This window comes from Acinetobacter lwoffii, assembly GCF_022967985.1.
In the GTDB taxonomy this organism is placed as follows: Bacteria; Pseudomonadota; Gammaproteobacteria; order Pseudomonadales; family Moraxellaceae; genus Acinetobacter.
The window spans coordinates 22,855-39,991 of record NZ_JALJVC010000017.1; the positions used below are offsets into that span (position 1 = coordinate 22,855).

Genomic DNA, 17,137 nt, shown 5'->3' on the forward strand with positions numbered 1-17,137 from the left:
ATAAAAAAACCCGCCGTAATTGCGGGTTTTTTTATTCATAAATTGCATCGCAATTTCAGGCATCCATATTGGCAATAATCGCTTCACCAAACTCGGAACAACGCAGCAAGGTCGCCCCTGGCATTAAGCGCTCAAAATCGTAGGTCACCGTTTTTGCCGCAATCGCACCCGAAATCCCCTTGATGATCAGGTCGGCAGCTTCTATCCAGCCCATATCACGCAGCATCATTTCTGCTGACAGAATAATCGAACCCGGATTTACTTTATCTTGTCCAGCATATTTAGGCGCTGTACCGTGGGTTGCTTCATAAACTGCAATCGAACCGCCGATATTGGCACCCGGTGCAATCCCGATCCCGCCGACTTCCGCAGCTAGCGCATCAGAAATATAATCACCATTTAAGTTCAGTGTCGCAATTACAGAATAATCCGCCGGACGCATCAAGATTTGCTGCAAGAAGGCATCAGCAATGACATCTTTAATAATAATGTCTTTGCCTGTTCTTGGATTTTTGATTTTAACCCATGGACCACCATCTAAAAGCTCACCGCCGAAACGTTCCAATGCGACCTCATAGCCCCACTCTTTAAATGCCCCTTCGGTGTATTTCATGATATTGCCTTTGTGTACCAAAGTCACACTAGGCTTGTCATTCTCAATGGCAAATTGAATCGCTTTACGTACCAGACGCTGGCTACCTTCTTTGGAGACAGGCTTGATCCCGATCCCACAATTGTCTTCAAAGCGGATATTGGTTACACCCATTTCTTCTTTCAGGAACTTGATGACCTTTTTCGCTTCCGGAGAATCTGCCTTCCATTCAATTCCGGCATAAATATCTTCTGAATTTTCACGGAAAATTACCATGTCGGTCAGTTCAGGATTATGTACCGGCGAAGGCACGCCCTCGAACCAGCGCACCGGACGTACACAAACATATAAATCCAGTTCCTGACGTAAAGCCACATTCAGAGAGCGAATACCGCCACCAACTGGCGTGGTCAGTGGACCTTTAATCGATATCACATAATCGCGCAGCGCTTCGAGAGTTTCTTCAGGCATATAGGTGCCGTAAATTTTGTCAGCTTTTTCACCGCAGTAGACTTCCATCCATTCGATGGAACGCTTTCCAGCGTATGCTTTTTGCACAGCAGCATCTACCACAGTTCGCATTGTTGGTGTAATATCTGCACCAATTCCATCCCCTTCAATAAATGGGATAATTGGATTATTTGGTACGTTGAGTGACAGGTCTGCATTAACGGTAATTTTAGTACCATCCACAGGTACTACGATTTTTTGATATCCCATTATTAGTATTCTCCCGGATGCCGCTGACAAATCTAAAATAATTGCCGATTAGGCAATACTTTCAACTGTTCTTAACGCATAATATTCTAATCCAGATTTGTTGTTTTTGAGATTTATACGGGAAATAACCAAGTTTCCTTTTAAATAAACCTCTACATTTTTTAAATTAATGTAATTATAGAAGTTATTTCCTATGAAAATCGTCATTCTAAACAAACCTTATGACGTCCTCTCCCAATTCCGTGCGGATGAAAAGCACCCAACCATGGCTGATTTTGTCAACGACAAAGATTTACGTCTTGCTGGCCGTTTGGACATGGACTCAGAAGGTCTGGTTTTCCTCACCGATCACGGTGGTCTCAACCAATATATCACCAATCCTGCCAATAAAAAGTTTAAAACTTATATGGTGCAAGTGGAAGGTGATGTGACCGAAGAAGCTCTTGAGCAGCTTCGTAAAGGCGTTGAACTGAAAGATGGCATGACGCTTCCTGCACGTGCTGAAAAAGTGTCTGAACCGGAATGGTTGTGGGAGCGTAATCCTCCTGTACGTTTCCGTGCCTCTGTTCCGACGTCTTGGGTTGAGATTTCAATCTGTGAAGGTCGTAACCGTCAGGTTCGTCGTATGACATCTGCTGTCGGCTTCCCTACACTGCGTTTGATCCGTACCAAAATTGGTGAGATTGATTTGGTTCGTATGGGATTGCAACCGGGTGAAACCAGAGAAATTGAACCATTACTTTATCCAGACTTCCAGAATGTTCCTGCGGAAGAACCATACCGTTCACGCTCTTATGTGAAAAAGCCGGGTGGTACGGGCGGTAAGCCAATGGTTCGTAAAAATAAAGATGGTTCTGTGAAAAAGTCTGGCACCAAACGTATCTGGCAAATGGATGAAAGTGAAAAGCCGCGTCGTAAGACCAATGGTACAACACGTCCAAATACCAAGGCGCCACGTGGTCGCGGCCGCGGTCGTGGCTAAGTTTGAATAGATTTAATCAAGCTCACTTCGGTGGGCTTTTTTATTACATAACTTCAATATTTTTTATTTTTCAGTTTATTAGAATCAATTGAAGTATTCATTTTACGATGATTCTCATGAAAAGAATAATTTGTGCTTTAGCTGCAATGTCCCTCTCAACTTTTAGCTTTGCTAATCCGCTGAGTGTGCATGTACTTAATCAAGAAACTGGTTTGCCTTCTTCCAATGTCACGGTCACCCTAGAAACGCAACAAGGTGAGAAATGGGTCAAGCTCAATGAAGCCAAGACAGACAGTAATGGTCGTATTAAAGAATTTTATCCTAAAGACACCGCGTTACAAAAAGGTGTTTATAAAGTAACTTTCAAAACGGGTGACTGGTTTAAGGCCAATAATCAACGGACGTTCTTCCCTGAAGTGCCGGTGGTCTTTGTGATTGATGGTGCTTTAGAACACTACCATATTCCACTGTTGCTTAGTTCTTATGGCTATTCAACGTATCGGGGGAATTGAGTTTATTACTTATCAATCATGTTAGATTCAAGTTCATAAAATGGATGCTTAGATTGATAAATATATGTTTTTAGTAACTTCTTATAGTCTCTTCCATTTTTACTCTGATACTCAATTATAAAATCAGCGTCAACTTCTTTATGCTTATTTAATTCATCTAATTTCGTTTGGTCTAGTTCAAACTTAATATGTTTAACCTCACTAGCTAAAAATTTATTTTCTTTAGCTATAACTGCGTTTTTTTCACCTGATTGTATTTTAAAATCAAACGCATCTTCACCCAAGTTTTCGATTATCAAATATAAGTTCGCATAACAATTAATAGTCATTTCCTTATTTGAAAATACAGTCCTAACTCTAGAACTCAATATAAGAAAACGTGGTTCTAATGTTTTTTGTACTTCTTGTAATTGAATTTTCTGAATTTCACCAAGTTGTTTTTGATATTCAACACTTTCTTTCATTTCCTGGATTTGGAGCTGTAATGCTCTTTCCTGTTGTTCTAATGCTTTTGTATTTTGCTCTAGCTGCTTACCTTGCTGCACATAGCCTAAAATCAGCCATAAGAAAGCGATAGGTGCAACTATACCTGCAAGAAAATCCCCTAATTCATTTAAAGATGTTGGATTTTTCAAATCACCAAAAAACCAAAATAGAAAAATTACAGCTAGCCATACAACTGTAATTCTAATCCCCCAATTTAAACTATTTTGATTCATCTTCTAATAATAAAAAAGCCATTCCTAAATATGGGTTTTACCTGCTTTTTCTTATGTGTGCAAACAAGATTTCTAACTCTTCCATCTTGTCATTCTGACTATCCGATGTTATTTATGATTCATATATTTAATAATTTAAAATAAAACATATCTAAATAAGGAGTTTTGCAATGGATCAGCAAGTCAACCAGATGTTTAATCAGGACCGGTTAATTCAGCATCTTGGTGCTCATCTGGTTTCTTATAATCACAATTATGCAAAGATCGAATTAAAGGTGACTGAACAACATTTACAAGGTCATCAGACCTGTAACGGTGCCGTGATTTTCGCACTGGCAGATGCAGCTTTTGCAATTGCCTGCAATACCGGTGAACATCCGGCAGTCGGTCAACATTGCGGTATTCATTATTTAAAACCGGGATTGCTTGGCGACACGCTGACTGCTGTAGCCGAACACAAAACCAGCAGTGGCCGTAGTGGCATTTATGACATTCAAGTGATGAATCAACATAATCAAATCGTGGCAGAATTCCGTGGTACATCACGACTGATCATTAAATAGATGTTCTTTCAACATGCACTTCAATAAAAAAACCGGTGACGATGCACCGGTTTTTTTAAATTAAGAATAATTTCGGATTTAAACTTTAAGCCATTTCTCGGCTTTAGCCTGATCTTCTACTTTCAGTTCAACTTCGGTCAGTTCAGAACCCGCGGCTTGAACTTCAAAACTCATCAGCTCATCACGACGGAATGCATACACTGTAAAAGTACCTTGCTGTTTTGCATAGCTTTCAACAAGTTTGGTCGTTGCTTTTAAGCCATCAATTGCAATAATGACATCATTGGCAGAAAGGCCAGCGAGTACAGCAACCCCATCACGACGCGCAGATTGAACTAGAACACCTTCCGGCTTATCTACCAGTTTTAAACCGAATGGCAAAGACTTGTCATTTTTCAGGCTATAAGCCATACCAAACTCAGGGAATAGCTGATCGAGCGGCAATTCATCTGTGGTATTGATCAAGTGATTAATCTGTTCTGACCAATCATCTCCTGTCAATTCTTTACACAATTCAAAGATCGTCCGTTCATGCACCTGAACGCCTTTCTGGGCATTTTCATACAAACGGCGCATCAAAGCATCCAGACTTGAACCACGTAAACGCAGACCCAAATCCAGGCACAGTGCAACTAAACAACCTTTGTTGTAATAGCTGGTACCCGCATTATTCGAGTTTTCATCCTGACGATAGAATTTCACCCAGGCATCAAAACTGGATTCAGACACTGACTGAATCACACGTCCCGGATTTTGCAAATAACGGTCAATCTGTGCTTTTAACAAAGCAATATACGATTCCTGATTAATCACGCCGCTACGCAGCAAAATCAAATCATCGTAATAAGAGGTGAAACCTTCAAAGATCCATAACAGAGAGGTATAACCTTCTCTGTTTAAATCATAGTTAACGAAGTTTTCAGGGCGAATAAACTTCACCAACCATGAATGGAAATATTCGTGGCTACATAAGCCGAGGAAACGCTGATAATCTTTTGAAGGTTCTTCAGGTTCATTGGCCTTAGGCAAGTCATCACGCGGTGAAATCAAGCTGGTAGAATTTGGATGCTCCAGACCGCCATAGCTATTGCCGGTTGCCATGGTCATAAAGGTATAGTCTGTAAACGGCGCTGAACCAAACATGGAAATTTCTGTAGCACAGATTTTTTCAATGTCCTGCTGCATACGCGCCGCATTCATGGCATGTTTACCAGACACCACAAATTCATGCGGAATGCCATTTGCTTCAAAACTGAAACGGGTTTGTTCTGCTAGCTCAAATGGCGCATCAATCAATTCGGCATAGTTTTTGGCTTTCAGGGTGAAACGGCCTTTGACCAGACTTTTGGCTTGCAGGCCGGTTGCCAGCTGAAAATGCTTTAATTCATCTGGCAGGAAGATTTCCAGTTCAATTTCTTTATTTTCCTGACCTTCTAGCCCTAAACATGCACAAGCGGGATTCACATAGAGACGATTTTGATCCACATATGCACCACGAACGGACAGATCATAGGCATACACATCATATTCCACCGTAATCAGCTCATGATCGGTATTGAATAAACGCCATTTGTTCTTTTCAAATTTCTGGATCTGTAACTGGCGCCCATCTTCATCATAGGCTTTGACCGCTTCAATGTGCTTGGAAAACTCTCGAATCAGATAGCTTCCCGGAATCCAGGTCGGTAATGACAAGACTTGAGTCGGGTCCGCAAGAAAACGAACAGTCACGTGAATAAGATGCTGACGATAATCGTCAAATTCAATTTGATAATGCAACATAATGAACGATATAAAATTAAAATAAATGAGATATAGCTTAGCTTAGCATTTTTTAAGCCAGTATGGTTTAGCTGTCTTATTTGTCTACATTTACGACTAGCTATCTGTATAAAAAAGGCATAGCATGCGTGAAAATTAAATCGTTCAACACCCGCCGGGTTATCAAGGAACACCATTGAAATACATCATCTCACTGATTGCGGTTTTCAGTTTATTTATTTCTGCATTTTCACATGCTGCCCTACTCAATATTGTGCCTGAAAGCGTTGAAGCTGAAGCCTGGACCATTCTGGATTCACAGTCTGGTCAAGTCATTGCAGAGCATAATGCCGATGTGCAACGCGCTCCGGCTTCGCTGACCAAAATGATGGTGGCTTATATTGCCTTAAAGGAAATTGAGGCCGGAAAATTAGATAAAAATGAAGTTTTAACCGCGACCTCTGTGGTGAAAACTGTGATGTGGGATGAGTCACAAATGTACCTGAAAGAAGGTGATCAGATTTCAGTCGATCAGCTTCTGGCGGGCTTAATTATCATGTCTGCTAATGATGCCGCAGTCACGCTGGCTGAGAAAATTTCGGGTGGTATTCCGCAGTTTGTTGAACGTATGAATCAGGAAGCCAAAGCGCTGGGCATGCAGCATACCAATTTCCAGAATCCGGCCGGCATTACCATGCCTGAGCATTATTCGACTGCCGCCGATTTGGCCAGACTGTCTATGGCGGTGGTGAATGAAACTCCAGATTATCTGTATTATTCTAAGCAGCCAAGCTTTACCTACAATCAGCATTTTCATCGTGCGACCAACCGTGTGCTTCAGGTCGATCCAACCGTAGATGGCTTAAAAACCGGTTTTACCCGTGCGGCAGGCTACAATCTGGCGCTGACGGCCAATCGTGTCACAGCAGATTTTGAAATGCCAAATCGCCGTCTGATTGTGGTGGTGCTGGGTACTAAAAGTGCCGCAAAACGCGCTGATGTATCACATAAGCTGATGAATCTCGCTTATACCTATACCCGCAATGAAGTAGCGATCAAAGATCAACAGCTACTGGCTGAATTGCCTGTGATCAAATCCACCTTAAAAATGTTTAAGGTGCAAACCAAGCAACCGCAGATCATTACCACTTCTTTATATGATCAGGGCTACAGTATTGACCTGAACCAGTTTGATCAAACCCAACAGCGTGTCATGCTGAATACAGGTGATGGCGTTTTAAAAAGTATCGAGCCTTTACAGGAAACGCAAACTCATATCAATGTTGAAGTGAAAGCATCTGAACTCATTGCACCTTTGGCGACCATGATGCCTTTGGCGACTATTCAGGTTTATCAGAATAATCAGTTGATTCGCACCATTCAAATTGAAGATCATGTCGAAATTGAAGAAGCCAACCTGTTTCAGAAATTCTTTACTTGGCTACAAGGCTTATTCGGTTTGTTTTCAGACAATACGCCAAGCGTAAAGCTTTATCCTTTAGATAGATAATAGCCCTACATCTCAAGTTACTTTTCTTTAAGCTAGAAGATCTACTCGCTGATCTTCTGGCAGATTTTCTTTTCTCCCTGCATCACTCCCCAAGACAGGGAAACTTACCTGCCCTCACAGAATTGCTACGTTTTGTAATGTGTATAACAATTTTAACCAAGACGCGATCTGGCCCATGCCATAGTATATTTTCTCTCTATTTCTCTTATTTTTATTAAAAAAATAAACAGGTTAATCATATATGACAGCACATAAAATCGTGATTGTGGGTGGCGGTGCCGGTGGTCTGGAACTGGCAACTCAGCTGGGTGAGAGCTTGGGTAAAAGCGGCAAAGCGCAGATTGTTTTAGTCGATCAAAAACTGACGCATATCTGGAAACCGCTGCTGCATGAAGTTGCCGCAGGCACCTTAAATCCACATGAAGAAGAAACTAATTATTTTGCCCATTCAGCCGCACATCATTATGAATTTGTCTTGGGGACATTTACCGGTCTGGATCGTGAAGCGAAACAGATTGTGGTAGAAACAGAATATTTCTCCAAAAAAGCCCAAGCCAAGAAGAACCAGCGCATCGACTATGACACCCTGGTACTGGCCTTGGGTTCTACCTCGAATGACTTTAATACCGAAGGCGTCAAACAGTTCTGTCATTTTCTCGACAGCCGTCCACAAGCTGATATCTTTCAGCAGGATCTGTTGCATCTCTACTTGAATGCTCAACATGAAGCTTCGAGCCGTGAACTGAATATCGCGATTATTGGCGCCGGTGCGACTGGAGTAGAATTGGCTGCCGAGTTGGTGGAGGCCAAACACAATTTCTTTAAATATGGCTTAAACAAGGTCGATCCAAATAAAGTCAAAATTACCTTAATTGAAGCGGCGGATCGTATTTTGACTGCGCTCTCGCCGAAAGTTGCTGAACATACCATGCAACAGCTGGAAAAATTCGGTATTGAAGTCCTTACCAGTCATCGTGTGGCCAAGGTAGATGAAGACAAAATTTATTTTGCAGATGGCTCAAGTCTGGATGCCGAGATTAAAGTCTGGGCCGCAGGTATCAAAGCACCTGAAGTCTTGGCACAACTGCAAGATATGGAAAAGGACAATATTCACCGCTTGAAAGTCTTCTCCACCCTGCAAACCAAATCTGATCCAGACATTTTTGCTTTTGGTGATTGTGCTCACTGCCAGCCTGCTGCAGATGAACCGGTCTTGGGTCCACGCGCACAAGTGGCTAGCCAACAGGCCAATTTCCTGGCCAATGCCTTGAAAGCACGTGTCAATGAAGAAAGTTATTTACCGATGTTTAAATTTTCTGACAAAGGTTCACTGATTTCCTTAAGCCAGAATAAAGCCGTCGGCGAGTTGCTCGGTCAGGTCAATGTGCAAGGCTTTGTTGCCAAATCGATGTATGTTTCTTTATATCGAATTCATCAGGCGACCATTCATGGTTATGCGCATGCTGGCATTCTCACCGCAAAAGATTTTGTTACACGAAAAATTTCTCCAAAGCTGAAATTGCATTGAAATTCCAGAATTTGGCCCAATCAATGAAAAAATCGTCAACAAAATTGTCAAATTGCGTTTTTTTGCTAATTTTAGTCTACAAAAATGCAATTTCACTTTATGATGTACCCTTAAAAAATTGAATGGATCAATTAACATGACTGCTATTGCAAATAACCTCGTGGTTTCTTTCCACTACACATTGACTAACGCAGAGGGTGAAACTCTCGACCAATCTCAAGGTGAACCACTTGCCTATTTGCACGGTGCAGGTAACATCATCCCAGGTTTAGAAAATGCGTTAGAAGGCAAAACTGTAGGTGAAAAATTCACTGTAAACGTTCCTGCTGCTGAAGGTTATGGCGAATACAACCCTGACCTAGTTCAAGAAGTTCCTGCGCAAATGTTCCAAGGCGTAGACAACATTCAGGCAGGCATGCAGTTCCAAGCTCAAACTGATGACGGCGTGCAAATCGTAACTGTTAAAGCAGTTGAAGGCGACAATGTTGTTGTTGATGCTAACTTCCCACTTGCTGGTCAAGACCTGACTTTCGAAGTTGAAATCGTATCTGTTCGTGAAGCTTCTCAAGAAGAATTAGATCACGGCCACGTACACGGTGTAGGCGGTCACCAGCACTAAGATCTTCTGATCTTGAGTGAAAAAAGGCAAAGTCAGACTTTGCCTTTTTTATTGCCTGAAAATAGCCCGCAGAATATTAACCATCCAATTAGCTATAAAAAAAAGCAGAGCCATTGCCCTGCCTTTCCAATCCGATCAAGATCTCCTTTTACAGGATGATCAGTGGATTATTTTTTTTGGTTATAAATCTGCATCGCTGCTGGCAATTGTTGACGCATTTGCCCAATACGCTGACTATTCGATGGATGCGTAGACAGGAAGGTTGCACCACTGCCGCCACCAAGTTTGTTCATTTTTTCCCACAGGGTAATGGCTGCATTCGGGTTATAACCTGCGCGCGCCATCAACATTAAACCACCTTGGTCAGCACGGCTTTCCAGATTACGCGAGTATGGTAAGCCAATACCGATCTGACTACCCAATTGTGCTGCTGCAGCGCCACCTTGACCTACACCTGCTGCATTTAAGCCAATACCCAAAGCCAGATCAGTCAGGGCTTGAGCACCGATTTTCTGCTTAGAATGCTCTTCTAAGGCATGCACCATTTCATGACCCATAATCGCTGCAATTTCAGCATCGGTCAGATTCAGTTTATTCACGATACCGGTATAGAATACAACCTTACCACCTGGTGCAACAAAGGCGTTGACCTGATCAGATTTGAGCACAGCCAATTGCCACTGGAATGCTGTACCGGTTTGATTCATCTGGTTAGCAACTGGCTTCAAACGGTTAAATACATTATTAATCCGTTTATAGGTGGCTGAACTGGTATCCAGTTGGCCTTTATTGCGCGCATCATTGACCATGGCATTATAGCTTTGGCTCGCAGATGCATTTAAGGTCGCAGTATCTGCCCCTGCCATATCGGCAATGGTGGTACAACCTGATAATGTGACGACTGTAGCAGCCGCCATACTCAATAAAAGTTTATTCTTCATTATAATTTACTCCGCCTTGGCTTAAGGGCAATTTACATTGTAAAAATTATAAGTGAAAGCGCGTAGCAGCTAAACGCTTAATTCATTCATCTTCTTATAAATTATGTAATTTTTAAGCCAAATACTGTATCGCCAACCAATAAATCAGACAAATAATATTGAGGCCTAGGTAAACCTGACTAAGTGGTTTGATTTTCTGTTCAAGCATTTCGTCTTTACGTTTGAAATATAAAAAAGCATTTTGCAATAAAATAATAGGTACTAATACACAGGCGATAATGACACTCAGACCAATCAGCGCCGCATAAATCACCTCAGGATTTTGAGTTTGCGCACGAATAATCATCATGGCCAATGTTGGCGCCCCACCCATCGCGAATAACAATGAATAAAACATGGTCGCCGATATATTTTTTTGCATCCTGCTGCTCATTTTTCTTTCTTTATATACCGCTATGTTAAAGCACATCACGCCACATTACCGATGCAACTTTAGTCTTGAAATAGCTGCATAAATTCAGCATATAAAAAAACCCATCCGGAGATGGGTTTTTATCATTCAAGCTTTAATCAAATGAAGATTAAGCATCAAACGGGTGGCGAAGAACAATCGTTTCTTCACGGTCTGGACCTGTTGAAATGATGTCGATTGGACATTCAATCAATTGCTCAAGACGTTTTACATAGTTCAATGCAGCTTCTGGCAATTGATCCAGTGATTTCGCACCGAAAGTTGACTCAGACCAGCCTGGCATAGTTTCGTAAATCGGTTTTAAAGTTTCGAATGCAAGCGCATCAGAAGAACCGACACAACCAGAATCTGCAGCTTCATAACCCACACAGATTTTCACTTCTTCTAAACCGTCAAGAACGTCAAGTTTAGTCAGGCAAATACCAGAAAGTGAGTTTACGTCAACTGAACGGCGTAGGATTTCAGCATCGAACCAGCCACAACGACGTTGACGGCCAGTAGAGGCACCAAATTCATTACCAATCGTACCGAGGTGTTTACCAATCGCATCACCCGTGTCATTTGCAGCGTCATACACCAACTCAGTTGGGAATGGACCTGCACCTACACGCGTTGTATACGCTTTGGTAATACCCAGTACATAGTCAAGATGCAAAGGACCCAGACCTGAACCAGAGCTTACGCCACCAGCAGTGGTATTCGAAGAAGTCACATACGGATATGTACCGTGGTCAACGTCAAGAAGTGAACCTTGCGCGCCTTCGAACATGATGTTGTCACCGTTTTTACGGTAGTTATGCAATTCAGTGGTCACATCCACAACCAGTGGCGCAACAACTTTACGCCATTCGTCGCAAAGTGCCAGCACATCTTCCAATTTAACTGCTTCAACACCGTAGTATTCAGTCAGCTGGAAGTTATGGTAGTCCAGAAGTTCAGTTAACTGAGCAGTAAGATGTTCACCACCACGTACTAGGTCAGCAACACGTACTGCGCGACGTGCTACTTTGTCTTCGTATGCAGGACCGATACCACGACCTGTCGTACCAATCTTCGCATTACCACGTTTTTTCTCACGCGCCTGATCAAGTGCGATGTGGTTCGGAAGAATCAATGGACAGTTTGGAGAAATGCGTAAACGTTCTTTAACAGGAACGCCTTCTTTTTCAAGAATGTCCATCTCTTTGATGAGCGCTTCAGGAGAAAGAACAACACCGTTACCAATTAAGCACAATACGTTTTCACGTAAAATACCTGATGGAATGAGGTGTAAGACAGTTTTCTTACCACCAACCACAAGAGTGTGACCTGCGTTATGTCCGCCTTGATAACGAACTACCGCTGCCGCTTGATCTGTGAGCAGGTCGACGATTTTACCTTTACCTTCGTCGCCCCATTGGGTACCAAGTACCACAACATTCTTGCCCATAATAGCCTCATTACATCATGCTGTTAAAGTTGAAAGCCCCGCTCAGCGACATGAACACTGAGCCAAGCAGTTAAATCGTTTTGACTGTCCACTCACCATTCGCATTCACCAGCAGGTGCGTTGCATATGGAATCGAGTTTAAATCATCATTACCCAGTAACTGAATTACACTTAAGCCTTGTGCGCGAATGTTCTGAATCGCATTCAGAAGTTCTGCATCAGTGCCTTTAGGTGCAACCACGACCTGTACCGCATCAAACTGACCTGCGCTTAAAGCATATAAGTCACAAGAGAAACCGGTTGCCGGACGCGCGCGGCCAAAATGTTCACCAATGCCATCATAACGGCCACCTTGTGCCAGTGCAGCTGCACGGTTCGGTGCATAGACTGCATACATCAAGCCAGTATGATAATGGTATGAACGTAATTCAACCACATCAATACCAATACTCAAGTTTGGCCAACGGGTTTGAACTTCGTCTTTGGTGGTTTGCAAGACATTAAAAGCCTGCGTAAATGCTGGATTTGCCAACACTTCAGCACTTAAATGCGCTTGTAATGCATCCAGGTCGCTGGCATAGCGTCCAAGTGCATAGAAATCCTGACCAAATTTCAGGTCTGCCGTGAATTCTTCTAATTCTGGCAAAGCCTTACGCTGGTATAAATCAGATAATTGCTGTTCAGCGACTTTGTTTAAGCCGGCTTGAGCCACCAGACTGCGGAATAAACCCACATGACCTAAGTCCAGATGAATACCATCTGCCAGACCTGTTTCCTGAATCAGACTGATCATCAAGTCGACCATTTCTACATCGGCATCGATGCTGTCTGAACCAAATAGCTCCGCACCTAACTGTAGTGGCGCACGCGAAGTGTTAAAACCGCGAGGCTTGGTATGCAGAACGGTTCCTGCATAGCAGTAACGTGCTACACCTTCCACTGGATGTACATGCGCATCAATACGAGCCACTTGTGGTGTCATATCGGCACGCACACCAAGCAAACGACCAGAAAGCTGATCGATTACTTTAAAAGTGGCTAAGTCTAAATCTTGATTCGATTCTGAGAGAGAAGATAGAGATTCGATGTATTCAATGAATGGCGTGTACACCAGCTGATAACCTCGAGATGCAAGGAAATCCAGTGATTTACGGCGCAGACTTTCAATAACTTGCGCTTGTTCTGGTAATACATCAGCTACACCATCAGGTAATAACCATGTCTCTGAAATGGGCATGTTGTAAACCTAAATTCTTGTCAGCGCGGAACGAATCCGCATAAAAAAATCGGGAGCACACCCGATTTCTCCTAGTCTAGCACGATAGTTTTGGCTGTGCATCGCAAATTTTATAATTTTCGCCACCTGATGAAATCAACAACAATTGTGTCAACTATCAGCGTTTTAATGCACATTTAAAACAAATAGCATGACAAAATCCGGCATTAAACCAAAGGCAATGCAGTCGTGCTTTTAACCGTTTGCAATGGAATTTCAGTTTTTACACTTTGAATGCAGGGAATTTGGGTTAAATGATGAATCTGAAATTTACGATAGGCATCCAGATCAGCCACCACAATTCTTAAAAAGAAATCACAATCGCCTGCCATTAACTGGCACTCGACGACTTCTGGCATTTCCTTGATCGCTTCGACAAATTGATCGACCACAGCAGCTTCTTGAGACTTGAGCCAGACGCGTGCAAACACGCTCATCGCCAAATTGACCTTTTGTGGATTCAGCAGTGCGACATATTGCTCAATCACGCCATCATCTTCCAGCTGTTTTACCCGTCTTAAACAGGGTGACGGTGACAAGCCAATTAATTGAGCCAGTTCATTATTTTGCAGTTTTCCATTCTTTTGCAGCTCATGCAAAATGCGTTTATCTATTTGATCCATGTCTATACCTTGGCATTTAAAACCCCTTAAATTTAATTTAGCGCAATTTAATTTCAAATAAAACTTAAATCTCTTTCACTATAACAGCAAATAGCCTGAATATCGCCATAAAATATGGTCTAGTTTTGCAGTACCTAGGTCATTTCCATGCTTTTGTTTAGACAAAGCACCGCAGCGGTAGTTATCCCTACCGATTTCAGCGAATTTCAACGTGGCATGAAAGATTCTATTCCCATGCTTTTAGGGATTATCCCCTTTGCGCTGGTGCTGGGTGCGACGGCGGTACAGAAGAATTTCAGCTTGCTCGAAGTGCCTTTACTGACAGGCCTGAACTTTGCTGGTGGTTCTGAATTTGCCATTCTGGAGGTCTGGAGCAGTCCACCAAATTTACTCATGCTGATGTTCATTACCTTTCTGGTGAATAGCCGGCATCTGTTGATGGGCGCCAGTTTGGTTCCGTATTTAAAGCATCTCCCGAATCGTAAAGTTTTTCCGGCGCTGTTTTTTATGGTCGATGAGAGCTGGGCGCTCGGTCTGGCTGATGCACAAAGGAAACAAGCGCACTTGGGTTATCGTGCTGCGTTTAGCATGCCTTATTATGCCGGCCTGTGTTTTTGCCTGTACTTGATGTGGGTCGGATTTACCACACTCGGCGCCATACTTGGACCTGTATTAGGTGACATCAACCGTTTTGGTTTTGATATGGCCTTTCCTGCTGTATTTCTGGTGTTACTGAGAAGTATGTGGAAAGGTTTTGAGGCTGCCCGGCCATGGCTGGTCAGTTTAGTCTGTGCGGCTTTGGCTTATTTATATTTACCTGCGGGCTGGTATGTGCCGGTTGGCGCCTTGTCTGGAATCGCTTCGGCATTTTTCCTGATTCAAGAGGATCAAACATGATCCAGATGAATACCTTGGTGGCTATTATTCTGATTGCTGCGACCACCTATTTAACCCGGATCTTGGGCTACGTCTTATTAAAAAATAAAACGCTGACACAGCGTCAGCGAAAAATTCTGGAAGTAGTCCCTGGCTGCGTGCTGATTTCAGTAATTGCACCCTATTTTGTTCGAGACCATCCTGCAGACCTGATCGCCTTGGCTTTAACGCTATTTGCCGCTACGCGTTTTGGATTATTACCAACCGTCGCCATCAGTATGGTTTCTGCCGCAGTTTTAAGAATTTTAATCGTCTAATACTCAAACAAAATCCCTTTAAATAATTTCTAAAGGGGTTTGGATTATTTCTGTGGATCGACCACTTTGGTCAGCAAACTGACCAGTTCGGCATTTTGCAATTCAACCTGCTGAAGTTTGGCTGTGGTCTGATCCAGCACTTCCTGCTGCAAATGCATTTTTTTGGCTAGATCCTGCATAATTTCCAGGGTCTTTTTCAAATTTTCTTCCAGATGCACGATTTTTTCTTCGACTGGCACGCCTTCCACGCTACGTGGTTCATCATTCTGATTAAACTGCAGCCAGATCAGAAAAATCACCGCCAAAGTCAGCAATATAATAAATCCCCAAACCACCATCATGTGCTTGCTCTTATTTCATTTTATTGTCTTTATCTTAACGAAAAATGCTTCAGATAACGTAAATAATTCAGCCTCAATTCCTGATTTTCGATCAATTACCGGCAAATTCTCTTAAAACATGGCTTGCAGAATATTTATAGGAAAGAAAAAAGCACCGTGTCTTGGTGCTTTTGAGGTTTAGATAACCCGAACTTAATGAAATGATTCACATAAATCCAGTAGACGGTTGGCATAGCCCCACTCGTTATCGTACCAGGCAAAAACCTTAGCTTGATGCCCGACCACCAGAGTCTGGGTCAGATCAACAATCAGTGAATACGGGGAATGATTAAAATCACTCGATACCAAGGGCTCGTCCGTTACCGACATAATTTCGGCAAAATCCTGCCGGGCAGCCTTAATCAGAACTTCATTTAACTTGTGATCGGTAATCGGCGACTGGGAGACAAAGGTCAAATCAATCGCTGCCACATTAATGGTCGGGACGCGAATCGAATAACCGTCAATCCGTCCGTCCATTTTTGGCATGACACGCTTTAATGCACCGAGTGCGCTTGAAGTCGTTGGAATAATGTTATGACCTGAGGCACGGGCACGACGCAAATCGCGATGTGCCTGATCCAGTACCGACTGATCCGCCGTTACAGCATGGATTTCGGTCATTAACGCACTGCTGATGCCAAAAGCATCATCGACAATTTTGACCAGTGGCACCAAAGCCTGGGTAGTACAAGAAACACTGGAAATGATCTGGTCCGATGCTTTGACTTCATGATGATTGACACCATAGACAATCGCGGCATCGACCGTATCAAAAGGTGCCGCGCCGATAATCACACGTTTTGCCCCTGCGCCAATATGCTGGGTCGCAGCTTCACGGGAACGGAACAGTCCGGTACATTCAAGTACCACATCTACCGCCAGGTTTTGCCAAGACAACTTAGCCGGCTGCGGCTCACACAAAACCTGCACTTTTAAAGCGGCATCTTGATAGCTGATATGCATATAGATATGTTCAGCATCATAACTGAGATCTACCTGCCCCGGAAAACGGCCATGGGTCGAGTCATATTTAAATAGATGAATCAGGGTTTCAACATCGGCAATATCGTTAATGGCAACGATTTCAAAATTAAAACCTTTCGGATTTTCAAACCATGCGCGCAGTACATTCCGTCCAATACGCCCAAATCCATTGATTGCCACTCGTTGCATGACTCGACCTTTTATATGCCTATTTTAAAACTCTTCTATGTTAAAGGATTTCTTGCGCCGTACATTAAAAACTTCAGTGAAAATACTGATTTTCGATTATTTTATTTCTGATACATTCGTCTGGATTCGAGCCATTTAAAA

18 protein-coding genes are annotated in these 17,137 nt (G+C 42.7%); 8 read left to right on the top strand and 10 right to left on the bottom strand.

The features are described 5' to 3' along the window. Positions 1 to 55: 55 nt before the first annotated feature. Complete coding sequence (gene icd, locus MWG72_RS10935) at positions 56 to 1,312, bottom strand: NADP-dependent isocitrate dehydrogenase (RefSeq protein WP_180180853.1); 1,257 nt, start codon at positions 1,310 to 1,312, stop codon at positions 56 to 58. A gap of 193 nt (positions 1,313 to 1,505) precedes the next feature. Between icd and MWG72_RS10940 the strand changes: the two genes are divergently transcribed. Further along, on the top strand, positions 1,506 to 2,294 hold the full coding sequence (locus MWG72_RS10940; protein WP_004731551.1) for an rRNA large subunit pseudouridine synthase E: 789 nt from the start codon (positions 1,506 to 1,508) through the stop codon (positions 2,292 to 2,294). 116 nt (positions 2,295 to 2,410) lie between these two features. Then, positions 2,411 to 2,806: a hydroxyisourate hydrolase gene (uraH, locus tag MWG72_RS10945; RefSeq protein WP_247144051.1), complete on the top strand. Its 396-nt coding sequence runs from the start codon at positions 2,411 to 2,413 to the stop codon at positions 2,804 to 2,806. Positions 2,807 to 2,811: 5 nt separating this feature from the next. On the opposite strand, the gene MWG72_RS10950 is transcribed toward uraH, so the two are convergent. After that, on the bottom strand, positions 2,812 to 3,525 hold the full coding sequence (locus MWG72_RS10950; RefSeq protein WP_153566972.1) for a hypothetical protein: 714 nt from the start codon (positions 3,523 to 3,525) through the stop codon (positions 2,812 to 2,814). 170 nt (positions 3,526 to 3,695) lie between these two features. Between MWG72_RS10950 and paaI the strand changes: the two genes are divergently transcribed. Further along, the gene (gene paaI / locus MWG72_RS10955) at positions 3,696 to 4,088 is read left to right on the top strand and encodes a hydroxyphenylacetyl-CoA thioesterase PaaI (protein ID WP_004278956.1); all 393 of its coding nucleotides are present in this window, start codon (positions 3,696 to 3,698) and stop codon (positions 4,086 to 4,088) included. Between the two features lie 78 nt (positions 4,089 to 4,166). On the opposite strand, the gene MWG72_RS10960 is transcribed toward paaI, so the two are convergent. Then, on the bottom strand, positions 4,167 to 5,870 hold the full coding sequence (locus tag MWG72_RS10960) for a M61 family metallopeptidase (protein WP_247144052.1): 1,704 nt from the start codon (positions 5,868 to 5,870) through the stop codon (positions 4,167 to 4,169). Between the two features lie 175 nt (positions 5,871 to 6,045). On the opposite strand from MWG72_RS10960, the gene MWG72_RS10965 reads away from it, so the two are divergent. The 3 genes from MWG72_RS10965 to slyD all read left to right on the top strand — a co-directional run bounded on the left by MWG72_RS10965 (position 6,046) and on the right by slyD (position 9,506). Then, complete coding sequence (locus MWG72_RS10965; protein ID WP_005106512.1) at positions 6,046 to 7,359, top strand: D-alanyl-D-alanine carboxypeptidase PBP6B; 1,314 nt, start codon at positions 6,046 to 6,048, stop codon at positions 7,357 to 7,359. A 241-nt stretch (positions 7,360 to 7,600) separates the two neighbouring features. Next, positions 7,601 to 8,887: an NAD(P)/FAD-dependent oxidoreductase gene (locus tag MWG72_RS10970; protein WP_004645547.1), complete on the top strand. Its 1,287-nt coding sequence runs from the start codon at positions 7,601 to 7,603 to the stop codon at positions 8,885 to 8,887. Between the two features lie 136 nt (positions 8,888 to 9,023). Next, a complete protein-coding gene (slyD, locus tag MWG72_RS10975) occupies positions 9,024 to 9,506 on the top strand; it encodes a peptidylprolyl isomerase (protein ID WP_004278960.1) in 483 nt (160 codons plus the stop codon). A gap of 167 nt (positions 9,507 to 9,673) precedes the next feature. Here slyD and MWG72_RS10980 read toward each other — a convergent pair whose 3' ends face one another. The 5 genes from MWG72_RS10980 to MWG72_RS11000 all read right to left on the bottom strand — a co-directional run bounded on the left by MWG72_RS10980 (position 9,674) and on the right by MWG72_RS11000 (position 14,247). Further along, on the bottom strand, positions 9,674 to 10,447 hold the full coding sequence (locus MWG72_RS10980) for a M48 family metallopeptidase (protein WP_005106510.1): 774 nt from the start codon (positions 10,445 to 10,447) through the stop codon (positions 9,674 to 9,676). A 112-nt stretch (positions 10,448 to 10,559) separates the two neighbouring features. Next, the gene (locus MWG72_RS10985; RefSeq protein WP_180086952.1) at positions 10,560 to 10,868 is read right to left on the bottom strand and encodes a hypothetical protein; all 309 of its coding nucleotides are present in this window, start codon (positions 10,866 to 10,868) and stop codon (positions 10,560 to 10,562) included. A 160-nt stretch (positions 10,869 to 11,028) separates the two neighbouring features. Next, positions 11,029 to 12,348: an adenylosuccinate synthase gene (locus MWG72_RS10990; RefSeq protein ID WP_004278963.1), complete on the bottom strand. Its 1,320-nt coding sequence runs from the start codon at positions 12,346 to 12,348 to the stop codon at positions 11,029 to 11,031. 70 nt (positions 12,349 to 12,418) lie between these two features. After that, positions 12,419 to 13,585 carry an ATP phosphoribosyltransferase regulatory subunit gene (locus MWG72_RS10995; protein WP_004645551.1) on the bottom strand — a complete coding sequence of 389 codons (1,167 nt, stop codon included), beginning with the start codon at positions 13,583 to 13,585 and terminating at the stop codon, positions 12,419 to 12,421. 206 nt (positions 13,586 to 13,791) lie between these two features. Then, entirely contained in the window at positions 13,792 to 14,247 is a 456-nt protein-coding gene (locus tag MWG72_RS11000) for an Lrp/AsnC family transcriptional regulator (protein WP_004645552.1), read from the bottom strand. Positions 14,248 to 14,394: 147 nt separating this feature from the next. Between MWG72_RS11000 and MWG72_RS11005 the strand changes: the two genes are divergently transcribed. Further along, positions 14,395 to 15,144, top strand: a complete 750-nt coding sequence (locus MWG72_RS11005; RefSeq protein ID WP_247144053.1) for an AzlC family ABC transporter permease — start codon at positions 14,395 to 14,397, stop codon at positions 15,142 to 15,144. After that, complete coding sequence (locus MWG72_RS11010) at positions 15,141 to 15,440, top strand: AzlD family protein (RefSeq protein WP_129716517.1); 300 nt, start codon at positions 15,141 to 15,143, stop codon at positions 15,438 to 15,440. The genes MWG72_RS11005 and MWG72_RS11010 overlap by 4 nt, the downstream gene beginning before the upstream one ends. Positions 15,441 to 15,484: 44 nt before the next feature. On the opposite strand, the gene MWG72_RS11015 is transcribed toward MWG72_RS11010, so the two are convergent. Further along, entirely contained in the window at positions 15,485 to 15,781 is a 297-nt protein-coding gene (locus MWG72_RS11015) for a hypothetical protein (protein ID WP_005106505.1), read from the bottom strand. Positions 15,782 to 15,973: 192 nt separating this feature from the next. Then, entirely contained in the window at positions 15,974 to 16,996 is a 1,023-nt protein-coding gene (locus MWG72_RS11020) for a type I glyceraldehyde-3-phosphate dehydrogenase (RefSeq protein WP_247144054.1), read from the bottom strand. Between the last annotated feature and the right edge of the window lie 141 nt (positions 16,997 to 17,137).

What these genes read in the sequence shown, in the direction of transcription:
- icd (WP_180180853.1), bottom strand. Translation starts at nt 1,312, where the DNA reads ATGGGATATCAAAAAATCGTAGTACCTGTGGATGGTACTAAAATTACC.
- MWG72_RS10940 (WP_004731551.1), top strand. Translation starts at nt 1,506, where the DNA reads ATGAAAATCGTCATTCTAAACAAACCTTATGACGTCCTCTCCCAATTC.
- uraH (WP_247144051.1), top strand. Translation starts at nt 2,411, where the DNA reads ATGAAAAGAATAATTTGTGCTTTAGCTGCAATGTCCCTCTCAACTTTT.
- MWG72_RS10950 (WP_153566972.1), bottom strand. Translation starts at nt 3,525, where the DNA reads ATGAATCAAAATAGTTTAAATTGGGGGATTAGAATTACAGTTGTATGG.
- paaI (WP_004278956.1), top strand. Translation starts at nt 3,696, where the DNA reads ATGGATCAGCAAGTCAACCAGATGTTTAATCAGGACCGGTTAATTCAG.
- MWG72_RS10960 (WP_247144052.1), bottom strand. Translation starts at nt 5,870, where the DNA reads ATGTTGCATTATCAAATTGAATTTGACGATTATCGTCAGCATCTTATT.
- MWG72_RS10970 (WP_004645547.1), top strand. Translation starts at nt 7,601, where the DNA reads ATGACAGCACATAAAATCGTGATTGTGGGTGGCGGTGCCGGTGGTCTG.
- slyD (WP_004278960.1), top strand. Translation starts at nt 9,024, where the DNA reads ATGACTGCTATTGCAAATAACCTCGTGGTTTCTTTCCACTACACATTG.
- MWG72_RS10980 (WP_005106510.1), bottom strand. Translation starts at nt 10,447, where the DNA reads ATGAAGAATAAACTTTTATTGAGTATGGCGGCTGCTACAGTCGTCACA.
- MWG72_RS10985 (WP_180086952.1), bottom strand. Translation starts at nt 10,868, where the DNA reads ATGCAAAAAAATATATCGGCGACCATGTTTTATTCATTGTTATTCGCG.
- MWG72_RS10990 (WP_004278963.1), bottom strand. Translation starts at nt 12,348, where the DNA reads ATGGGCAAGAATGTTGTGGTACTTGGTACCCAATGGGGCGACGAAGGT.
- MWG72_RS10995 (WP_004645551.1), bottom strand. Translation starts at nt 13,585, where the DNA reads ATGCCCATTTCAGAGACATGGTTATTACCTGATGGTGTAGCTGATGTA.
- MWG72_RS11000 (WP_004645552.1), bottom strand. Translation starts at nt 14,247, where the DNA reads ATGGATCAAATAGATAAACGCATTTTGCATGAGCTGCAAAAGAATGGA.
- MWG72_RS11005 (WP_247144053.1), top strand. Translation starts at nt 14,395, where the DNA reads ATGCTTTTGTTTAGACAAAGCACCGCAGCGGTAGTTATCCCTACCGAT.
- MWG72_RS11010 (WP_129716517.1), top strand. Translation starts at nt 15,141, where the DNA reads ATGATCCAGATGAATACCTTGGTGGCTATTATTCTGATTGCTGCGACC.
- MWG72_RS11015 (WP_005106505.1), bottom strand. Translation starts at nt 15,781, where the DNA reads ATGATGGTGGTTTGGGGATTTATTATATTGCTGACTTTGGCGGTGATT.
- MWG72_RS11020 (WP_247144054.1), bottom strand. Translation starts at nt 16,996, where the DNA reads ATGCAACGAGTGGCAATCAATGGATTTGGGCGTATTGGACGGAATGTA.